This window comes from Streptomyces sp. NPDC001594, assembly GCF_042893675.1.
Taxonomy (GTDB): domain Bacteria; phylum Actinomycetota; class Actinomycetes; order Streptomycetales; family Streptomycetaceae; genus Streptomyces.
Genome location: NZ_JBIAVB010000010.1, coordinates 161,029 through 179,983, shown reverse-complemented (window position 1 = coordinate 179,983; position 18,955 = coordinate 161,029). Strand labels below are relative to the sequence as shown.

The following is an 18,955-nucleotide window of genomic DNA, read 5'->3' as shown; positions in this document are numbered from 1 at the left end:
ATGCTCACCGTGACCTCCGTGAATGTGAATGGGATCCGCGCCGCCGCGAAGAAGGGCTTCGTCGAGTGGCTCGCCGGATCCGATGCCGACGTCGTGTGCCTGCAGGAGGTACGGGCGGAGGAAGCGCAGATTCCGGTGGAGGCCCGGGAGCCCGAGGGCTGGCACACCGTGTTCGCGCCGGCCGCCGCGAAGGGCCGGGCCGGCGTCGCCCTGTATACGCGGAAGTCACCTGAACGGGTGCAGGTGGGCTTCGGCAGTGACGAGTTCGACGCGAGCGGGCGGTACGTCGAGATCGACCTGCCCGGGGTCACCGTGGCCAGCCTGTACCTGCCCTCCGGCGAGGCCGGGACGGAGAAGCAGGAGGAGAAGTACCGCTTCATGGCGGAGTTCCACACCTACCTCCAGGCGCTGAAGGTCCGGGCGGCCGCCGACGGCCGGGAGGTGGTGGTGTGCGGTGACTGGAACATCTGCCACCAGGAGGTCGACCTGAAGAACTGGAAGACCAACCGCAAGAACGCCGGGTTCCTGCCCGAAGAGCGCGAATGGCTCGGGAAGGTGTACTCGGAGGCCGGCTACGTCGACGTCGTGCGCGTGCTGCACCCCGACGCGGAGGGCCCGTACTCCTGGTGGTCCTACCGCGGGCGGGCCTTCGACAACGACGCCGGCTGGCGCATCGACCTCCAGGTCGCGACCCCGGGGCTGGCCGCCAGGGCCGTCAAGGCGTTCGTCGAGCGGGCCGAGACGCACCCGGAGCGGTGGTCCGACCACGCGCCGGTGACCGTCGTCTACGAGCTCGGCGTCTGAGGCGGCTGAGAGGCCTGGGGCGGCTGCGGGGTCCGCGGCGGTCCGGGGTGGCGGCTCTGGTGGAGGCGGTCCATCGCCATCGTGAGTTCAGCCTCGACCACGTGCTTGGCCAGGGGGCGCAGCCTGCCGACGGCCTCCTCCCCGATGTGGGCGGAGATCAGCTCGGTGAACAGTGCCGCCAGCGTGTCAGCGTGCTCGCGCACCCGCCGGCCCGTCTCCAGTACCGCCGCCAGCGGTACGCCCTCGCGGACCAGGGCCGAGGAGACGTCGAGCAGGCGCCGGCTGACGTGCACGATCTCCTCGCCGTCGGGAGCGAGGTAGCCGAGGTCGAGCGCGGCCGCCAGGTTCTCCGGGGTGACCTCGCCCTCGAAGTAGTCGGCCAGTGCCTCCGGCGACAGCCGGACGGGAGTCTCGTCCGTCCACCCGATGCCGAGCAGCTCGCCGAGCTGGCCGACGTCGCGGCCCTTCTCGAAGGCGGCGGTGAGTTCCGCGATGCCGCCGAGGGTGTGACCGCGTTCGAGCAGGGCGGCGATGGTGCGCAGCCGGGCCAGGTGCTGGTCGTCGTACCAGGCGATCCGGCCCTCGCGGCGGGGCGGCGGGAGCAGCTTGCGCTCGCGGTAGAAGCGCAGGGTGCGCACCGGGATGCCCGCGGCCTCCGCCAGCTCCTGCGTCCGGTACTCGCGCGTCACAGCCGCCTCCGCCTCCCACGTCCCCCGCGTCTCCACATGCGCAGCCTAGGGCGTACCCGCAGTAACTTTCCGGGCGCGACCCCTACCCATGGGTACGGAGCTGCTCTACCCTCCCGATTGTGCCAGTGATTGCTGGCAGTGTTGCGGTGCACGTGTGTGATGGCGTGGCTTGACGTGGCTGGGACGGACTGCGGAAGCGGGAGGCGGCGGGCATGAGCGGCATGGACGGCAGGGGCGGGCGCGGGCACGGGCGTGAGCGCGGGCGTGAGCACGTACGGGTGGCGGTGATCGGGTCCGGCTTCGGCGGGCTCGGGGCGGCCGTGCGGCTGCGGCGCGAGGGGATCACGGACTTCGTCGTGCTGGAGCGGGCCGACTCCGTCGGCGGCACCTGGCGCGACAACAGCTATCCCGGGTGCGCCTGCGACGTCCCCTCGCACCTGTACTCCTTCTCCTTCGCCCCCAACCCCGACTGGCCGCGCACCTTCTCCGGGCAGCCGGCCATCCGCGCCTACCTGGAACACGTCGCCGACACCTTCGGGCTGCGCCCGCACATCCGCTTCGGCCACGAGGTCCTGATGATGCGCTGGGACACCGAGGAACTGCGGTGGGAGATCGACACCTCGGCGGGCTCCTTCACCGCCGACGTCGTGGTCTCGGCGACCGGGCCGCTGTCCGACCCGAAGATGCCGGAGATCCCGGGGCTGGACGAGTTCCCCGGCAAGGTGTTCCACTCCGCGCGCTGGGACCACGACTACGACCTGACCGGCAAGCGGGTCGCCGTGATCGGTACGGGCGCCTCCGCGATCCAGATCGTGCCGGCCATCGCCCCGAAGACGGCCCGTCTGACCCTCTTCCAGCGCACCCCTCCGTGGGTCATGCCGCGCACCGACCGGGCGATCAGCTCCCTCGAACGCCGGCTGCACCGCCAGCTGCCGTTCACCCAGGCCGCCCGGCGCGGGTTGCTGTGGGGGATCCGGGAGCTGCAGGTCAGCGCCTTCACCAAGCGGCCGAACCAGCTCGGGCTGATCGAATCGCTGGCCAAGGCCAATATGGCGCGCTCCATCAAGGACCCGGCGCTGCGGGCCAAGCTGACGCCCTCGTACCGGATCGGCTGCAAGCGGATCCTGCTGTCCAGCGAGTACTACCCGGCCCTCGCCCGGCCCGACGTGGACCTGGTCGCCTCCGGGCTGAAGGAGGTGCGGGGCTCGGTGCTGGTCGCCGCGGACGGGACCGAGACGGAGGTCGACGCGATCATCTTCGGCACCGGGTTCCACGTCACCGACATGCCGATCGCCGACCGGGTGGTCGGCGCGGACGGGCAGACGCTCGCGGACGCGTGGAAGGACGGGATGCAGGCGCTGCGCGGGGCGACGGCCGCCGGCTTCCCGAACTGGATGACGATCATCGGGCCGAACACCGGCCTCGGCAACAGCTCGATGATCCTGATGATCGAGTCCCAGCTGAACTACATGGCGGACTACCTGCGCCAGCTGTCCCTCCTCGGCGGAGGCGGCCGGGGCGGGCGCACCGCGCTGGCCGTGCGCCCGTCCGCCGTCAACCAGTGGAACCGGCACGTGCAGACGCGGATGGAGCGGACGGTGTGGAACACCGGCGGCTGCACCAGCTGGTACCTGGACGCACAGGGACGCAACACGACCGTCTGGCCGGGCACGACGGGTGAGTTCCGGCGTGCGACGTTGACGGTCGACCTGGCCGAGTACGAGGTCGTACGGGTACGGGGGCGCGAGGGGGCAGCCCAGCGGGTCCCGGCCACCGCCACCGCGACCGCCGCGGCCGCTCCCGCCTCGGCCGCGGCCGCCGAGCCGGCTTCCGCCGGGGAGGGCGCGGCGTGAGCCGGCCGCCGTACGTCACCGCCGGGCGGTACGCGCCGCCGGTCGCCGGCCGTGAACTGACCGCCGTCTCCGCCGACGGGTCCCGGCTGCACGTCGAGGTGCACGGACCCGACGGCGCGCCGGCCGTCGTCCTCTCCCACGGCTGGACCTGCTCCACCGCCTTCTGGGCCGCACAGATACGGGAGCTGTCCCGCGACCACCGGGTCATCGCCTACGACCAGCGGGGCCACGGCCGCAGCCCGGCCGCCGCCGCGTACAGCACCGCCGCCCTCGCCGACGACCTGGTCGCCGTGCTCGACGCCACCCTCGCCCCCGGCGAGCGGGCCGTCCTCGCCGGGCACTCCATGGGCGGTATGACCGTCATGGCCGCCGCTGACCGGCCGCGGTTCGCCGAGCACGCCGCGGCCGTCCTGCTGTGCAGCACCGGCAGCTCGCGGCTGGTCGCGGAGGCGACCGTGCTGCCGCTGCGGCCGGGGCGCGCGCGGACCCGTATCACCCAGGGGCTGCTGGGCTCGCCCGCCCCGCTCGGGCCCGTCACCCCCGCCACCCGGGCGGTGCTCAAGTACGCGACCATGGGCCCCGGCTCCGCACCCGAACGGGTGGAAGCCTGCGCCCGGATCGTGCACGCCTGTCCCGCCGGGGTGCGCCGCGCCTGGTCGCACGTGCTGGCCGGGCTCGACCTGGACGCCGCGGTGGCGCGGCTGACCGTGCCCACCGCCGTCATCGTGGGCCGTGACGACCGGCTGACCCCCGTCGTGCACGCCCGCGGGATCGCGGCCGCGCTCCCGCACTGCGTGGGGCTGACCGAGCTCACCGGAATGGGGCATATGACCCCTGTTGAGGCGCCCGAAGCGGTGAGTTCCGCCCTGCGTGAGTTGACGTCCCGGTACCTGACCGCGCCGGCGGCGACGACCACCACCTCCACGACCGAGAAGGAGAAGACGCCGTGAGTGCTCGCAGGAGTCTGGAAGGCCAGGTCGCCGTCGTCACCGGCGCCGCCCGCGGGGTCGGCGAGCTGCTCGCCCGCAAGCTGTCCGCGCGCGGCGCGAAGGTCGCGCTCGTCGGCCTGGAGCCGGAGGCGCTCAAGGAGGTCTCCGAGCGGCTGCACACCGACAGCGACCACTGGTACGCCGACGTCACCGACCACGAGGCGATGGCCCGGGTCGCACAGGAGGTCAAGCAGCGCTTCGGCAAGGTCGACATCGTCGTGGCCAACGCGGGGGTCGCCTCCGGCGGCCCGTTCGCGGACTCCGACCCGGAGGCGTGGCGGCGGGTGATCGAGGTCAACCTGATCGGCGGCGCCGTCACCGCCCGCGCCTTCCTGCCCGTGCTCATGGAGAGCCGCGGCTACTTCCTGCAGATCGCCTCCCTCGCCGCGATCACCCCGGCGCCGATGATGACGGCGTACTGCGCCTCCAAGTCCGGGGTCGAGGCCTTCGCGCACTGCCTGCGCGCCGAGGTCGGCTACAAGGGGGTCAAGGTGGGTGTCGGCTACCTCTCCTGGACGGACACCGACATGGTCCGCGGCGCCGACCAGCACGACGTGATGCGCGAACTGCGCGGACGCCTGCCCTGGCCGGCGAACCGGACCTACCCGCTGGGCCCGGCCGTGGACCGGATCGTCGCCGGGATCGAGCGGCGGTCGGCGCACGTGTACGCGCAGTGGTGGCTGCGCGGGACGCAGGGCGTGCGCGGTTACCTGCCGGCGGTCATCGCGGCCGGGGGGCAGCGCGAGATGAAGCGGTTCGAACCCCGACTGGCCGGAGTCCCCAAGGGGCTGGTGGGTGCGGGCGGGGCCGCCGACGAGCAGGAACGCGCGCAGAGCCGCCGCTGAGCCGTGCGCGGACCAGCGCCCCGCTGATCAAAATGCGGCATTTATTCCCGCGTGTCAGTCTGGTCGAGGCCCAACCACCAACACCCCTCAGGGAGTGCACGCATGGGTATCAAGGACCAGTTCCAGGACAAGGCGCAGGAACTCAAGGACAAGGCGCAGAAGGCCCAGCAGGGCGCGAAGGAGCAGGCCTCCTCGCGTTCCCAGCAGGCCAAGGCGAAGAAGTCGCAGACGCAGCAGCAGAAGGACGGCGTCCGTGACGAGATCGACGACAGCTGGGACTGACCCCGCCCCGGTGGGAACTCCCCGGGCCTGACTGCCACCAGGCCCGCCGCGCACAGCGCCGAGGGGCGCGACCCGTACTGCCGACGGGTCGCGCCCCTTCTGCCGGATCCGGACCGGGACCCGGACCCGGACCGGGACCCGGACCCGGACCTGGACCTGGACCGGGGCCAGGGCCGGCCGCGGGGACTACGGCCGCGGCGGCAGCTTCGGGCGGCGGCCGTCCGGGACGTCGGTGTAGCCGGGCGGGATCGCGGCCGGGTCCTGCTCCAGCAGCTCCAGTGCCAGGTAGACCGCGTCGTCCAGCTGGGCGTGCCGGCCCTCCGCCCAGTCGAGGGGCGTGCGCATGATCTCCAGGTCCGGTTCCACGCCGTGGTTCTCCACCGACCACCCGTACTCCGGGAACCACGCCGCGTTCATCGGCACGGTGATGACCGTGCCGTCGCCGAGGGTGTGACGGCCGGTCATGCCGACCACCCCGCCCCAGGTGCGCTGGCCGACGACCGGGCCCAGGCCGAGCAGTTTGAACGCGGCGGTGATCATGTCCCCGTCGGAGGAGGTGGCCTCGTCGGCCAGCGCCACGATGGGGCCGCGCGGCGCGTTGGAGGCGTAACTCACCGGCTGCGCGTCACGCGTCAGGTCCCAGCCCAGAATCGATCGGGTGAGTTTTTCGACGACGAGTTCACTGATGTGCCCGCCGGCGTTGCCGCGCACGTCGACGATCAGGGCGGGCCGGGACATCTCCATGCGCAGGTCGCGGTTGAACTGCGCCCAGCCCGAGCCGCCCATGTCGGGGATGTGCAGGTAGCCGCAGCGGCCGCCGCTGACCTCGCGGACCACGGCGCGGCGCTTGGACACCCAGTCCTGGTAGCGCAGCGGCCGTTCGTCGACGAGCGGTACGACCGCCACGCGCCGTGAGCGGCCCTCGCCCTCGGCCGGGGTGAACGTCAGTTCCACCGTCGTGCCCCCGGCCGCCGCGAGCAGCGGGTAGGGGCCGGCGACCGGGTCCACGGGCCGGCCGTCGACATGGGTGAGCACCGCGCCGTCGCGGATTCCGGTGCCGGCCAGCGGGGAGCGGGCCTTGGAGTCGGAGGACTCGCCGGGCAGGATCCGTGCGACCACCCAGCCCTCCTCCCGGCGCACCAGGTTGGCGCCGAGCAGGCCGATCGCCCGCTGGTAGTGCGGCGGGCCCTCGTTGCGGCGGGCAGGGGAGACGTAGGCGTGCGAGGTGCCGAGTTCGCCGAGCACCTCGCGCAGCAGGTCGGCGAACTCGTCGGGGGAGGCGACCCGTTCGACCAGGGGCCGGTACTGGGTCAGCACCCCGTCCCAGTCGATGCCGCACATGTTCGGTTCCCAGAAGTACGCGCGGATGAGCCGGCCCGCCTCCTCGTAGGCCTGCCGCCACTCGGCGGCCGGGTCCACCTCGTGCAGGATGCGCCGCAGGTCGAGGTAGACGGTGGAGTCGCCGTCACCCGATTCGGTGGCCGGCACGGCGCGAAGGTCACCGTCGTCGTTGACGACCAGCCGGCTGCCGTCGCCGCTGACCGCGAACCAGTCCAGCCCGGAGGCCAGTTCCGTCTTGCGGGCCTTGGTCATGTCGAAGTGCTCCAGCGTCGGCTTGCCGCTGGTGTCGGCCGGGTTGGCGAAGGTCTCGCCGAGCGCGCCCGAGATGGGCCAGCGCAGCCACACCAGTCCGCCGCCGTGCACGGGTTGCAGGGCCGAGTACTTCGAGGCGGTCACGGGGAACGGGGTGACCCGGCTCTCCAGGCCCTCCACCTCCACGATCACCGTTCCGTCGCCCTCGCCGGGCTCCCCCTCGACGGGGTCGAGCCCGCCCGCCGCCGGGCGGCCGTCGGGGGAGAAGGCGAACGGGGACGGGGTGGCGGAGGACAGCGGCACCAGGTACGGGCGGCAGCCCAGCGGGAACGACAGGTCGCCGGTGTGGACGTCGTACACCGGGTCGAATCCGCGCCACGACAGGAAGGCGAGGTAGCGGCCGTCGCGGGTGAAGACCGGGTTCTCGTCCTCGAAGCGGCCGTTGGTGACGTCGACGACGACGTGCGCGCCCGGTCCGGAGATCTTCGCCATCTTGATCTGCCGCAGCGAGCGCCCGATGCCGGGGTGCGACCAGGTCAGCCAGCAGCCGTCGGGGGAGAAGGCGAGGTCGGTGACGGGCCCGTTGATGGACCGGATCAGCTCGGTGACCTCCCCGTTGGACTCCTCCGTCGCGTCGAGGAGCAGCAGCCGTCCGTCGTTGGAGGCGATGGCGAGCCGCTCGCCCGCAGGGTCGGACAGCAGCTCGGTGACGCGGCCCAGCTCGCCCGAGGCGAGCCGGCGCGGCTCGCGCTCGCCGGAGGCGCGGGGGAGGTAGGCGATCTCGACGGCGTCCTCGCCCTCGGCGTCGGTCACGTACGCGACCTGGCCGCCGCTGCCGAGCATCTCCGGGAGGCGGACGCGCACGCCCGGGGTGTCGGCGATGGTGCGGGCGGGTCCGTCGCGGTGGGTGAGCCAGTAGAGGCTGCCGCGGATGACGACGGCGCTGGCCCGGCCGGTGGTGTCCACGGACAGCGAGTCGACGTTGCTGGCGGCCGGCACCTGGTACGTACGTCGTCCCGCGCGCGGGCCGCCGAGCCGGACGTCGAGCTTGCGCGGGGAGGCGTCCGGGTCGAGGGATTCCACCAGCCACAGGTCGCCGGCGCACTGGTAGACGACGCGGGAGCCGTCGCTGGAGGCGTGGCGGGCGTAGAACTCGTCGTGGTCGGTGTGGCGGCGCAGGCCGGTGCCGTCGGGGAGGCAGGAGTAGAGGTTGCCGACGCCCTCGTGGTCGGAGAGGAAGGCGATGCGGCCGCCGACGAACATGGGCGCGTCGAGGTGGCCCTCGACGTCCTCCAGCAGGCGCTTGCCGTGCAGCCACAGCCGGCCGGTGGCGCCGCCGCGGTAGCGCTTCCAGGCGGCGGGCTCGTGCGGGGGCTTGCCGGTCAGCAGCAGGGTGCGGTGCTCGCCGTCGACGTCGGCGACCTGGATGTCGGAGACCGGTCCCCAGGGCAGGCGGCCGCCGGGGCTGCCGTCGGTGGGCAGTTTGTAGGCCCAGGAGTAGTACGAGAACGGCTGTCCGTGGGAGGAGACGGCGAGGACGTTGCCGTCGGGGTCCCAGCCGCAGACGCGGGTGTCGGTGGAGCCCCAGTAGCTGAGCCGGCGTGCCGGACCGCCGTCCACGGGGGCGAGGTGGATCTCGGGGTCCAGGCTGCGCCATGTGGTGAAGGCGATGTGCCGCCCGTCGGGGGAGAAGCGGGGGTGGCCGACCCGGGTGCGGTCGACGGTGATGCGCCAGGCCCGGCCGGGGGTGTGGCCCGCCGGGACCAGGGGCGCGACCCAGAGATCGTCCTCGGTGGCGAAACACAGCAGTTCGTCGTGCAGGTGCGGATAGCGGAGGTACGCGACGTCGTGACTCACCCCCCAATGCTTTCCGTGCAAGGGGGGCCCGGCAACTCGTACAGGTGCTCCACCGGTGCTCCGCCGGGGATCGGCGGGGGCTCGGGCGCGGGATCCGTAGGGTGCGAGTCGTGTGACCGACGCCACCGTCGTAGCGAAACGGAACGGTTTCGTTTCGTTAAGCGCCGGGGTAGGCTTCAGGTGTACGAAACCGTTTCGTTCGGATGGGTGGTCGTGATGAAGGGAAGCTGCCGGGTCACCGACGCGATGTCGGCACGGCGCAGCCGGATCACCCCCGAGCGGGAAGCCGAACTGCACGAGGCGGTCCTCGACCTCCTCCGCGAGGTCGGCTACGAGGCGCTGACCATGGACGCGGTCGCCGCCCGTACGAAGTCCAGCAAGGCCACCCTCTACCGCCAGTGGGGGAGCAAGCCGGAACTGGTCGCGAAGGCCCTTCGGTGTACCCAGCCGGTCTCCGTGGGGGAGATCGACACGGGCACCCTGCGCGGGGACTTCGCCCGCCTGGTCGCGCACTCCGACGACGCGCAGATGGCCAAGGACACCGCTCTCATGCGGGGTCTGGCCCATGCCGTCCACGCGAGCCCGGAGCTGCACCGGGCGCTGCGCGACCTGCTGGTCGACCCGGAGATCAACGGTCTCCAGGCCATGCTCCGGCGCGCGGTGGAGCGGGGTGAGGTCAGCCCGGACTGTCCGGCGCTGGACTTCGTGCCGCACGTGCTGATCGGGGCGTTCATCGCACTTCCGCTGATCGAGGACCGGTCCGTCGACCGGGCGTTCCTCACCCAGTTCATCGACGCCGTCGTCTTCCCCGCCCTCGGCGTCTGATCCCCACAAGAACCGCCTGCTGCTCCTGACACGCCGCTCTCGTCGTCGGGCCGGCTTTCCACGCCCTGATCCGCCCATGGCCCACGGCCGTATGGGCGCAGGATCCATCCCACGACCTGAAACGGGAGAACCACGACGTGGCCACCTTCCTCTACCGGCTCGGGCGCGGCGCCTTCAGGCGCCGCGGCCTCGTCGCCCTCATATGGGTGGCGCTGCTGGTCGCCGCCGGCTTCGGCGCGGCGACGGCTGCCGCGCCGACCTCCGGCTCGTTCTCGATCCCCGGCACCGAGGCCCAGAAGGCTTTCGACCTGCTGGACAAGAAGTTCCCGGGCATGTCCGCCGACGGCGCGACCGCCCGCATCGTCGTCAAGGCGCCGGCCGGCGCCAAGGTCACCGACCAGGGCCCCAAGTCCGAGGTCGAGAAGCTCATCTCCGGTCTGAAGCAGGGCGAGGGCGCCGCGCAGGTCGCCACCGTCGACGACCCGTACCAGATGCGGGCGGTGAGCCAGGACGGCTCCACCACCTACATCACGGTGAAGTACAAGGTCAGCGGCATGGAGCTGAAGGACGTCACGCGTGACGCCCTCAAGGACTCCGGGCATGGCGCGCAGCAGGCCGGCCTCCAGGTGGAGATCGGCGGCGACGCGCTGATGGAGGCTCCCGAGACCGGCTCCGGCGAGGCCATCGGCATCCTGATCGCCGGCATCGTCCTGGTCATCACCTTCGGCTCGCTGGTCGCGGCGGGGCTGCCGCTGCTGACCGCGCTGATCGGCGTCGGGATCGGCGTCTCCTCGATCACCGCGCTCGCCAACGTGCTGGACCTCGGCTCCACCACCTCCACCCTCGCGATGATGATCGGCCTGGCGGTCGGCATCGACTACGCGCTGTTCATCGTCTCCCGCTACCGCGCGGAGCTGGCCGAGGGCCGTGAGCGCGACGAGGCTGCGGGCCGGGCTGCCGGAACCGCCGGTTCCGCTGTCGTGTTCGCCGGTCTGACCGTGGTCATCGCCCTGGTGGGCCTGGCCGTCGTCAACATCCCGATGCTGACGAAGATGGGTGTGGCGGCCGCCGGAACGGTGGTCATCGCGGTGCTCGTCGCCCTGACGCTGGTCCCGGCGATCCTCGGCTTCGCGGGCAAGAAGGTGCTGCCGGCCGGCAAGAAGAGCAAGCTCTTCGGCAAGGGCCGCCCGGCCGGCGCCGAGGTCAAGCCCAACGGCGGCACCCGCTGGGCCCGCTTCGTGCTGCGCCGCCCGGTCGTGGTGCTGCTGGCCGGTGTGATCGGTCTCGGCGCCATCGCGGTGCCGGCGAGCAAGCTGGAGATGGGCCTGCCGGACGACGGCTCCAAGCCCGTCTCCACCAGCCAGCGCAAGGCGTACGACCTGCTGTCCGAGGGCTTCGGCCCGGGCTTCAACGGTCCGCTGATGGTGGTCGTGGACGGCGACAAGGCGCTCGCCGACCAGACGGCCGACCGGATCAAGAAGCTGGACGGCGTGGTCGCGGTGACCCCGCCGCACCAGAACGAGGCCAAGGACGCCGCGGTCATCAGCGTGATCCCGAAGGAGCGCCCGTCCTCGACGCAGACCGAGGACCTGGTCCACAAGATCCGCGAGGGCAACGGGAACGACGTGTTCGTCACCGGCGCGACGGCGATGAACATCGACTTCTCGCAGAAGATGAACGACGCGCTGCTGCCCTACCTGGCGCTGGTGGTCGGCCTGGCGTTCCTGCTGCTGATGCTGGTGTTCCGCTCGATCCTGGTTCCGCTCAAGGCGGCGCTCGGGTTCCTGCTGTCGGTGGTCGCCGCCCTCGGCGCGGTCGTCGCGGTCTTCCAGTGGGGCTGGCTCGGCTCGGTCTTCGGGGTGGAGCAGACCGGTCCGATCATGTCGATGATGCCGATCTTCATGGTGGGTGTCGTGTTCGGCCTGGCGATGGACTACGAGGTCTTCCTCGTCACCCGGATGAGGGAGGCGTACGTCCACGGCGAGCGCCCGGGGCAGGCGGTCGTGACCGGCTTCCAGTTCAGTGCGCGGGTGGTCGTCGCCGCCGCCGTCATCATGATCGCCGTCTTCTCCGGCTTCCTGGGCGCCAGCGACGCGATGGTCAAGATGATCGGCTTCGGCCTGGCCGTCGCCGTCCTGTTCGACGCGTTCGTGGTGCGCATGGCGATCGTGCCGGCGGTGCTGGCGCTCCTCGGCCACAAGGCCTGGTGGCTGCCGCGCTGGCTGGACCGGATCCTGCCCAACGTGGACGTGGAGGGCGAGAGCCTGCGCAAGCACCTCGGGGAGACCGCGGCGGAGGCCGGGTCCCCGGAGGACCCCGACAAGCGGCGCGAGCTGGTCAACGCCTGACCCGATCGGCTGCCCGCCCGTCCGGCTCATGCCTGGCGGCGAGTGTGAAGCATGTGAATGTCGGCCCCGCATCTGGAACCCCCAGGTGCGGGGCCGGCCGCGTTCGCTACGCCGTACGGGTGGCCACGGCGCGCGCTGCGGTGCCGTCGGGTCTGCCGCCGCCGGGGGTGGAGTACGTGCGGCGCAGGAAGCGGCGCAGGACGGCGCTGTCGAACTGGATGACGGCGACACCCTCGGGGGAGTGGAACTCGACCACCGCCTGAACCCGGCCGCAGGGCCAGACCCGTACGTCCCCGGTCCCGGTCGGCGCGAGCAGCCCGGCCTCCAGAAGGGCGCGGGGGAAGGCCCACTCGTTGTCGGTGCCCTCGGGGGTCACCTCGGCGGGGAAGACGATCCGGACGGCCAGCGGCTCGGCGGGGGTGAACCGCAGGGCGACCGGGATCGCGCGGTAAAGGGGGTCGTCGCTGATCACGCGGGCGCTGACCCGCTCCTCGACGACCGCGGCGGTGGCTGGTGGATTCTCGGCGGTGGCTGACATCGACCGGACTCCTCGAATCGGAACATTCACGTCCGTTTGTTCGTCCAGCCTCGCACATTCCCACGAAACCGCACGTATGTATTTGTGAGGCGGCAGCTCTTGCCAATCATTTGCAAGTGGGCACTACTCTTGAACGGTTGAACACTCCTGTGAGGAAGAGGAAGCGGAGCCGCTCCATGCACGTGCCCGACGGATTCATCGACGCACCCGTCTCGGTGGCCGCAGGAGTGGCGGCCACCGCCGCCGTCGCGGTCAGCCTGCGCGGCGCCCGCCGCGAGCTCGACGAACGCACCGCACCGCTGGCCGGCCTCGTCGCCGCCTTCATCTTCGCCGTTCAGATGCTGAACTTCCCCGTCGCCGCCGGCACCAGCGGCCACCTCCTCGGCGGCGCGCTCGCGGCGATACTCGTCGGCCCCTACACCGGCGTGCTCTGCGTGTCCGTCGTCCTGCTGATGCAGGGCATCCTCTTCGCTGACGGCGGCCTGACCGCGCTCGGCGTCAACATCCTGAACATGGCCGTGGTGACCGTCCTCGTCTCCTACGCCGTCTTCCGCCTCCTGCTCAAGGTCCTGCCGTCGGGCCGGCGCTCGGTCACCGTCGCCGCCTTCGCCGGAGCCCTGCTCTCGGTCCCGGGCGCGGCCGTCATGTTCACCCTCCTCTACGCCCTCGGCGGCACCACCGACGTCCCGATCGGCAAGGTCTTCACCGCCATGGTCGGCGTCCACGTCCTCATCGGCATCGGAGAAGCCCTGATCACCGCCGCGACCGTGGGCGCCGTGATCGCCGTACGGCCCGACCTGGTGCACGGCGCGCGCGGGCTGGCCGCCCCGCTGAAGCTGCGCGTCGGCGGCGAGCTCGTCGACGCCCCCGCCGCGGCCCCCGTCCCGGCCGCCGCCCGCTCCACCCGCAAGCTCTGGCTGAGCGGGCTGGTCACCGCCCTCGTGCTCGCCGGATTCGTCTCCTTCTACGCCTCCAGCAGCCCGGACGGCCTCGAGAAGGTGGCCGCCGACAAGGGCATCGACGCCAAGACCCGGGACCACGCCACCGCCGACTCCCCGCTCGCCGACTACGGCGTCAAGGACGTGGACGACGCCCGCCTGTCCGGCGGCCTCGCCGGAGTCATCGGCGTGGGCGCGACCGTGGCCGTCGGCACCGGGATCTTCTGGGTGGTGCGCCGGCGCCGCGCCCAGGACCTGACCGCGACCTCGACGGCCGCCCCGTCGGCGAGCTGACGTGGGAGCCGGTCACGCGCACAAGCTCTACCGGCACGGGCACTCGCCGGTGCACGAGCTGCCGCCGCACTGCAAGATCGCCGCAACCGCCGCGTTCGTGATCGTCGTCGTGTCGACACCGCGCGAGGCGATGTGGGCGTTCGCCCTGTACGCCGTCCTCCTCGCCGCGGTCGCGGCCGCGGCCCGGGTCCCCGCGGGGTTCCTGCTGCGGCGGCTGCTGATCGAGGTGCCGTTCGTGCTGTTCGCCGTGCTCATGCCCTTCGTGTCGCAGGGCGAGCGGGTGGACGTGCTCGGCATGTCGCTGAGCGTCTCCGGGCTGTGGGGCGCCTGGAACGTACTGGCCAAGGGCACCCTCGGCGTCGCCGCCTCCGTGCTCCTCGCCTCGACCACCGAACTGCGCGCGCTGCTGCTGGGCCTCCAGCGGCTGAAACTCCCGCCGCTGCTCGTGCAGATCGCCTCCTTCATGATCCGCTACGGGGACGTCATCACCGGCGAACTGCGCCGGATGTCCATCGCCCGGCGCTCGCGCGGCTTCGAGGCGCGCGGCGTCCAGCACTGGGGGGTGCTCGCCAAGACCGCGGGCGCCCTCTTCATCCGCTCCTACGAACGCGGCGAGCGGGTCTACCTCGCGATGGTCAGCCGCGGCTACGCCGGCTCGATGCCGGTGATCGACGACGTGACGGCCACCCGCGCCCAGTGGGCGTACGCGGCCGTGCTCCCGGTGACGGCGCTCGCCGTCTGTCTGATGGGATGGGCGCTGTGAACGCCTCCTCTGCCTCTCATGCATCTGCTGCGCCCGCTGACATCAGCCTCGCGCCTTCGCTGGAGGTGTCCGGGGTCGCGTACGCCTACCCGGACGGGCACCAGGCCCTCTTCGGCGTCGACCTCACCGTCGGGCGCGGCGAGCGCGTCGCCCTCCTCGGCCCCAACGGCGCCGGGAAGACCACCCTCGTCCTGCACCTCAACGGCATCCTGGGCGGCGGCGTCGGCTCCGTCACCGTGGCCGGGCTGCCCGTGGAGAAGCGCAACCTCGCCGAGATCCGGCGGCGGGTCGGCATCGTCTTCCAGGACCCCGACGACCAGCTGTTCATGCCGACCGTGCGCGAGGACGTGGCCTTCGGCCCCGCGGCCGCCGGCCTGCGCGGCGCTGAACTGGAGACGCGCGTCCGCGAGGCCCTCGAACAGGTCGGCATGGCCGGCTTCGCCGACCGCCCGCCGCACCACCTGTCCTTCGGGCAGCGCCGCCGGGTGGCGGTGGCGACCGTACTGGCCATGCGGCCCGAGATCCTCGTCCTGGACGAGCCCTCCTCCAACCTCGACCCCGCCTCGCGGCGCGAGCTCGCCGACATCCTGCGGGGGCTGGACGTCACCGTCCTGATGGTGACGCACGACCTGCCGTACGCCCTGGAGCTCTGCCCGCGGTCGGTGATCCTCAGCGAGGGGGTCATCGCGGCCGACGGACGCACCCGGGACCTGCTGTGCGACGAGGAGCTGATGGGGGCGCACCGGCTGGAGCTGCCGTTCGGGTTCGACCCGCGGTCGGTGGCCGCGGCATAAGGGCGGGGCCGGGGTTGTTGGTGTGCTCGTGAACATCCAGGGTGTGGTGACCGAGGGCTTCGAGCCCGTACGCGAGGCCTTCGCGCGCAACTTCGAGGTCCTCGGGGACCGGGGCGCGGCCGTGACCGTGTACCGGGACGGCCGCAAGATCGTCGACCTGTGGGGCGGAACCAAGGACGCGAACGGCACCGAGCCCTGGGCCGAGGACACCGCGACGATCGTGCGGTCGGCGACCAAGGGCGTGGCCGCGGCGGTCCCCCTGCTGCTGCAGCAGCGCGGACTGCTGGACCTGGACGCGCCCGTGAGCGCGTACTGGCCGGAGTTCAAGGCGGGCGGCAAGGAGCGGACCCTGGTCCGCCATCTGCTCGCCCACCAGGCCGGCGTACCCGCGCTGGACCGGGGGCTGACGGTGGCCGAGGCCGCGGACGGGGTGTCCGGGGCGAGGGCCGTCGCCGCGCAGCAGGCGTTCTGGGAGCCCGGCAGTGCGCACGGCTACCACGCGCAGACCTTCAGCTGGCTGGTGTCCGAGCTGGTGCTGCGGGTCACGGGGCGGACCGTCGGCGGGATCCTGGCCGAGGAGATGGCCGAGCCGCTGGGGCTGGACTTCTGGATCGGCCTGCCGGAGGGCGAGGCGCACCGGGTGGGCCGGGTGGCGCCGGTCGAGCCCCCGCCGGGTGCGGGGCTGCTGAAGACGCGGCCGAGGAGAAACGTTTCGGAGGCGTACGCCGACCCGGAGTCCCTCACCCGCCGTGCCTTCGCCGCCATCGACCCGGCGCCCGACGAGAACGACCCCGTCTACCAGGCGGCGGAGCTCCCCGGCTCGGCCGGCATCGGCACGGCGCGCGCCCTGGCCCGCTTCTACGCCGCGACGATCGGGGTGGTGGAGGACGGGGCCCGTATCTTCACGCCCGCGACCACGGCGCTGGCGGGCACGGAGTTCGCCGCGGGCCCCGACCGGGTGCTGGTCGTGGGTACCCGGTTCGGGCCGGGCTACATGCTGCACGGGCCGGCGTCCCCGCTGCTGTCCCCGGCCTCCTTCGGCCACCCGGGCCGCGGCGGGTCGCTGGCCTTCGCGGACCCGGAGGCGGGCATCGGCTTCGGTTACGTCACCAACGCGCACGCCAAGTCGGTGACCGCCGACCCGCGCGCGCAGGCGCTGGTGCGGGCGCTGCGCGCCTGCCTTTAGCGATTTGTTTGTTTGTCGGTTTTGCCGGCAGCCGCGGTCACTTCCGCTCGCGTACGTCGGCCAGCTCGGCCGCGGCGTGGGTGACGAGCTCGCGCGGGGGCATGGGGAACACGGTGTGCGGGGTGCCGGCCGCGGCCCAGACGACGTCGTGCCGCAGGAGGGCCCGGTCCGCCAGGACGCGGGTGCGGGTGCGGTGGCCGAAGGGCGGGACGCCGCCGATGGCGTAGCCGGTGGTCTCGCGGACGAGTGCCGCGTCGGCGCGGGTGACTTGCGCGGCGGCCAGTTGACGCCGCACCGCGTCGACGTCGACGCGCGAGGCGCCGTCCATGAGGACCAGGACCGGGACGCCGTCCGCCGCGAAGATCAGTGACTTCACGATCTGGCTGAGCTCGCAGCCGATCGCCGCGGCGGCGTCGGCGGCCGTGCGGGTGCCTTCGGGGAAGGCCCGGATGGCGAGGTCGAGGCCGAGTTCGGAGAGGGCCTGGGCGAAGAGGGGGTGCGGGGTGCTCGTCGTCATGCGGGGACGCTAGCGCTGTGCGGGGCCGGGGGCGAGGTGTTTTATCCCGGCCCCGTTCCGGCCCAGGCCTGCCCCGCGCCGGCCTGACCCGTTCCGCCTTGTCTCGTTCCGTTCCGGGGTGGGGGTCGCGGCCCGGGCCGGCCGGCCGGTGGTGGGCGGGGTCAGGAGGCGTTGAGGACGCGTGCCACGATCGGGCCCGCCGCGTCCGCGCCGTGGCCGCCGCCCTCGACCATGGCCGCCGCCACGTCGCCGTGGAAGCCGGTGAACCAGCTGTCCGGGGCCGTCGCGCCGTCGACCTCCGCCGAGCCGGTCTTCGCGCCCTTGTCGGAGCCGCCGACCGCGGCCATCGCCTTCGCCGCCGTGCCGCTCGTCGCCGTCTGCCGCATCATCCGCACCAGCTGCGCCGACACCCCTGACCCCAGCGACCGCGGGGCCGTCGCCAGGGTGCGGCCGTCCAGGGAGGCCTTGACCAGCACCGGCTGGCGGAACACCCCGGTGCGGGCGGTCGCCGTGATGGAGGCCATGTTCAGCGGGTTCATCTGGATCGCGCCCTGGCCGATGTACTCGGCGGCTGCCGCCGAACCCGAGGTCACCGGAACGGTGCCGTCCTGCGAGGGGATGCCCGTCTTCCAGTCCAGCCCGATGCCGAAGGCCTCCTTGGCCACCCTCGGCAGCGCGCCGTTGTCCTTCACGTCGTCGATCAGGCTGATGAAGGCCGTGTTGCAGGACCTGGCGAAGCTGGTCGAGAAGGGCTGGCCCTGGAGGGAGAAGCCGTCCTGGTTGCGGAAGACCTTGCCGTCCCAGGTGGCGCTCGGCGGGCACGCCGCCGGGCGGTCGGCGGCGACCAGGCCCTTCTCCAGCAGCATCGCCGCCGTCACGATCTTCATCGTCGAGCCGGGTGCGCGCCGGCCCAGCATCGCCGCGTTGAAGCCGTCCTGCCGGTGGTTGGCCACCGCCAGGATGTCGCCCGTACTCGGCTGGACCGCGACGACCGAGGCCTCGGCGTACTGCGCCACCGCCTTCTCCGCCGCCGCCTGCACGTCGGCGTCGAGGACGGTCTGCAGCTGCCCCGGCTTGCCCTCGACCAGCGTCGTCAGCGTCCGCTTGGGGGCGTCGGCGGTGGCCGGCTCGATCCACACCTCGACGCCGGGGGTGCCGCCCGCCTTCTGCCCGTAGGTCTTGCGCAGCCCGTCCAGAACCGGCCGCAGCGAAGGGAACTGTTCCGGTGTCAGCTCCTTGCCGTTGCGGTCGACGGCCTTGACCGGCGGGCTGGCCGGGGTGCCCGCGCGCAGCCGTTCGTCCTTCTGCAGCTGCGGGTGGATCACCGCGGGCTGCCAGTCGACGAGCGGTTTGCCGCTGCTGGGGCCGCGGACGACGGTCAGCTGGGAGTCGTAGGCGAACGGCCTGGTCGTCCCCTCGTGGGTGATCTCGGCCTCGACCTTGAAGGGCACGGTGGTGCCGTTCGGGGTGCCGGGCGTGATGACCGCCTTGGAGACGAGCGCCTTGGACCGGAAGTCGGCCACCGCCGGCTGCGCCGCCTGCGCGTTGTTCGTCAGGTCGGCGGCCGTGCGGGCGTCGCCGGACGCCCAGGCGGCCAGGAACGCCTGGGCGACCTGGGCCGCCTCCTGGTCGGTGACCGGCCCGCTCGCCCGCTGCGCGGTCACCGCGCCGGGGCCCCCGGCCCCGCTCTTGCCGTCACCGCCGTGGCCGCCGCTGTCACCCACCAGGGTGACCACCCCGTACGCCGCACCGCCGGCCATCGCGAGGAACACCCCGCCGACGATGGCACCCTTCGCCGCCCCGTTCACTTGCGTCCCCTCCCCAGGAGCCCCAGCCCTCT

The 18,955-nt window shown here is 72.6% G+C and carries 16 protein-coding genes; 11 read left to right on the top strand and 5 right to left on the bottom strand.

From position 1 onward, the window contains the following. Complete coding sequence (locus tag ACFY0O_RS21115; RefSeq protein ID WP_388948553.1) at nt 1-804, top strand: exodeoxyribonuclease III; 804 nt, start codon at nt 1-3, stop codon at nt 802-804. Here the strand turns inward: ACFY0O_RS21115 and ACFY0O_RS21110 are convergent. Further along, on the bottom strand, nt 786-1,493 hold the full coding sequence (locus ACFY0O_RS21110) for a MerR family transcriptional regulator (protein WP_388948551.1): 708 nt from the start codon (nt 1,491-1,493) through the stop codon (nt 786-788). The two genes, ACFY0O_RS21115 and ACFY0O_RS21110, sit on opposite strands and share 19 nt — an antisense overlap. A gap of 221 nt (nt 1,494-1,714) precedes the next feature. On the opposite strand from ACFY0O_RS21110, the gene ACFY0O_RS21105 reads away from it, so the two are divergent. From ACFY0O_RS21105 to ACFY0O_RS21090, 4 genes are all read left to right on the top strand, one after another. After that, on the top strand, nt 1,715-3,346 hold the full coding sequence (locus ACFY0O_RS21105; protein WP_388948892.1) for a flavin-containing monooxygenase: 1,632 nt from the start codon (nt 1,715-1,717) through the stop codon (nt 3,344-3,346). Then, nucleotides 3,343-4,296: an alpha/beta fold hydrolase gene (locus ACFY0O_RS21100; RefSeq protein ID WP_388948548.1), complete on the top strand. Its 954-nt coding sequence runs from the start codon at nt 3,343-3,345 to the stop codon at nt 4,294-4,296. The genes ACFY0O_RS21105 and ACFY0O_RS21100 overlap by 4 nt, the downstream gene beginning before the upstream one ends. Next, on the top strand, nt 4,293-5,180 hold the full coding sequence (locus ACFY0O_RS21095) for an SDR family oxidoreductase (RefSeq protein WP_388948545.1): 888 nt from the start codon (nt 4,293-4,295) through the stop codon (nt 5,178-5,180). Before ACFY0O_RS21100 ends, ACFY0O_RS21095 begins: the two co-directional genes overlap by 4 nt. A 102-nt stretch (nt 5,181-5,282) precedes the next feature. Continuing rightward, nucleotides 5,283-5,462: a hypothetical protein gene (locus ACFY0O_RS21090; RefSeq protein WP_388948543.1), complete on the top strand. Its 180-nt coding sequence runs from the start codon at nt 5,283-5,285 to the stop codon at nt 5,460-5,462. 186 nt (nt 5,463-5,648) lie between these two features. Here the strand turns inward: ACFY0O_RS21090 and ACFY0O_RS21085 are convergent, their stop codons facing one another. Next, a complete protein-coding gene (locus tag ACFY0O_RS21085; RefSeq protein WP_388948541.1) occupies nt 5,649-8,912 on the bottom strand; it encodes a S41 family peptidase in 3,264 nt (1,087 codons plus the stop codon). A gap of 246 nt (nt 8,913-9,158) precedes the next feature. Here ACFY0O_RS21085 and ACFY0O_RS21080 point away from each other — a divergent pair, with 246 nt between their 5' ends. Next, nucleotides 9,159-9,737 (top strand): TetR/AcrR family transcriptional regulator, encoded by a 579-nt coding sequence (locus ACFY0O_RS21080; protein ID WP_388948890.1) that lies wholly within the window; start codon nt 9,159-9,161, stop codon nt 9,735-9,737. Nucleotides 9,738-9,874: 137 nt separating this feature from the next. Further along, nucleotides 9,875-12,085 carry an MMPL family transporter gene (locus tag ACFY0O_RS21075; protein WP_388948539.1) on the top strand — a complete coding sequence of 737 codons (2,211 nt, stop codon included), beginning with the start codon at nt 9,875-9,877 and terminating at the stop codon, nt 12,083-12,085. 106 nt (nt 12,086-12,191) lie between these two features. Here the strand turns inward: ACFY0O_RS21075 and ACFY0O_RS21070 are convergent, their stop codons facing one another. Next, nucleotides 12,192-12,623: an SsgA family sporulation/cell division regulator gene (locus ACFY0O_RS21070; RefSeq protein ID WP_388948536.1), complete on the bottom strand. Its 432-nt coding sequence runs from the start codon at nt 12,621-12,623 to the stop codon at nt 12,192-12,194. 176 nt (nt 12,624-12,799) lie between these two features. Here ACFY0O_RS21070 and ACFY0O_RS21065 point away from each other — a divergent pair, with 176 nt between their 5' ends. Genes ACFY0O_RS21065 through ACFY0O_RS21050 form a run of 4 tightly spaced genes read left to right on the top strand, consistent with a single transcriptional unit; the run spans nt 12,800 to nt 16,598 of the window. After that, nucleotides 12,800-13,855, top strand: a complete 1,056-nt coding sequence (locus ACFY0O_RS21065; RefSeq protein WP_388948533.1) for an energy-coupling factor ABC transporter permease — start codon at nt 12,800-12,802, stop codon at nt 13,853-13,855. Between the two features lies 1 nt (nt 13,856). After that, a complete protein-coding gene (cbiQ, locus tag ACFY0O_RS21060; RefSeq protein WP_388948531.1) occupies nt 13,857-14,618 on the top strand; it encodes a cobalt ECF transporter T component CbiQ in 762 nt (253 codons plus the stop codon). Next, complete coding sequence (locus tag ACFY0O_RS21055) at nt 14,606-15,412, top strand: energy-coupling factor ABC transporter ATP-binding protein (protein ID WP_388948528.1); 807 nt, start codon at nt 14,606-14,608, stop codon at nt 15,410-15,412. The genes cbiQ and ACFY0O_RS21055 overlap by 13 nt, the downstream gene beginning before the upstream one ends. A gap of 28 nt (nt 15,413-15,440) precedes the next feature. Next, nucleotides 15,441-16,598 (top strand): serine hydrolase domain-containing protein, encoded by a 1,158-nt coding sequence (locus ACFY0O_RS21050; protein WP_388948526.1) that lies wholly within the window; start codon nt 15,441-15,443, stop codon nt 16,596-16,598. A gap of 37 nt (nt 16,599-16,635) precedes the next feature. On the opposite strand, the gene ACFY0O_RS21045 is transcribed toward ACFY0O_RS21050, so the two are convergent. Beyond that, a complete protein-coding gene (locus tag ACFY0O_RS21045) occupies nt 16,636-17,115 on the bottom strand; it encodes a YbaK/EbsC family protein (protein ID WP_388948523.1) in 480 nt (159 codons plus the stop codon). A 161-nt stretch (nt 17,116-17,276) separates the two neighbouring features. Next, nucleotides 17,277-18,923 carry a penicillin-binding transpeptidase domain-containing protein gene (locus tag ACFY0O_RS21040; RefSeq protein ID WP_388948521.1) on the bottom strand — a complete coding sequence of 549 codons (1,647 nt, stop codon included), beginning with the start codon at nt 18,921-18,923 and terminating at the stop codon, nt 17,277-17,279. Between the last annotated feature and the right edge of the window lie 32 nt (nt 18,924-18,955).

Excerpts from the sequence above, each read along its gene's own strand:
- ACFY0O_RS21115 (WP_388948553.1), top strand. The coding sequence starts at position 1 with ATGCTCACCGTGACCTCCGTGAATGTGAATGGGATCCGCGCCGCCGCG.
- ACFY0O_RS21105 (WP_388948892.1), top strand. The coding sequence starts at position 1,715 with ATGGACGGCAGGGGCGGGCGCGGGCACGGGCGTGAGCGCGGGCGTGAG.
- ACFY0O_RS21090 (WP_388948543.1), top strand. The coding sequence starts at position 5,283 with ATGGGTATCAAGGACCAGTTCCAGGACAAGGCGCAGGAACTCAAGGAC.
- ACFY0O_RS21080 (WP_388948890.1), top strand. The coding sequence starts at position 9,159 with ATGTCGGCACGGCGCAGCCGGATCACCCCCGAGCGGGAAGCCGAACTG.
- ACFY0O_RS21070 (WP_388948536.1), bottom strand. The coding sequence starts at position 12,623 with ATGTCAGCCACCGCCGAGAATCCACCAGCCACCGCCGCGGTCGTCGAG.
- ACFY0O_RS21065 (WP_388948533.1), top strand. The coding sequence starts at position 12,800 with ATGCACGTGCCCGACGGATTCATCGACGCACCCGTCTCGGTGGCCGCA.
- ACFY0O_RS21055 (WP_388948528.1), top strand. The coding sequence starts at position 14,606 with ATGGGCGCTGTGAACGCCTCCTCTGCCTCTCATGCATCTGCTGCGCCC.
- ACFY0O_RS21045 (WP_388948523.1), bottom strand. The coding sequence starts at position 17,115 with ATGACGACGAGCACCCCGCACCCCCTCTTCGCCCAGGCCCTCTCCGAA.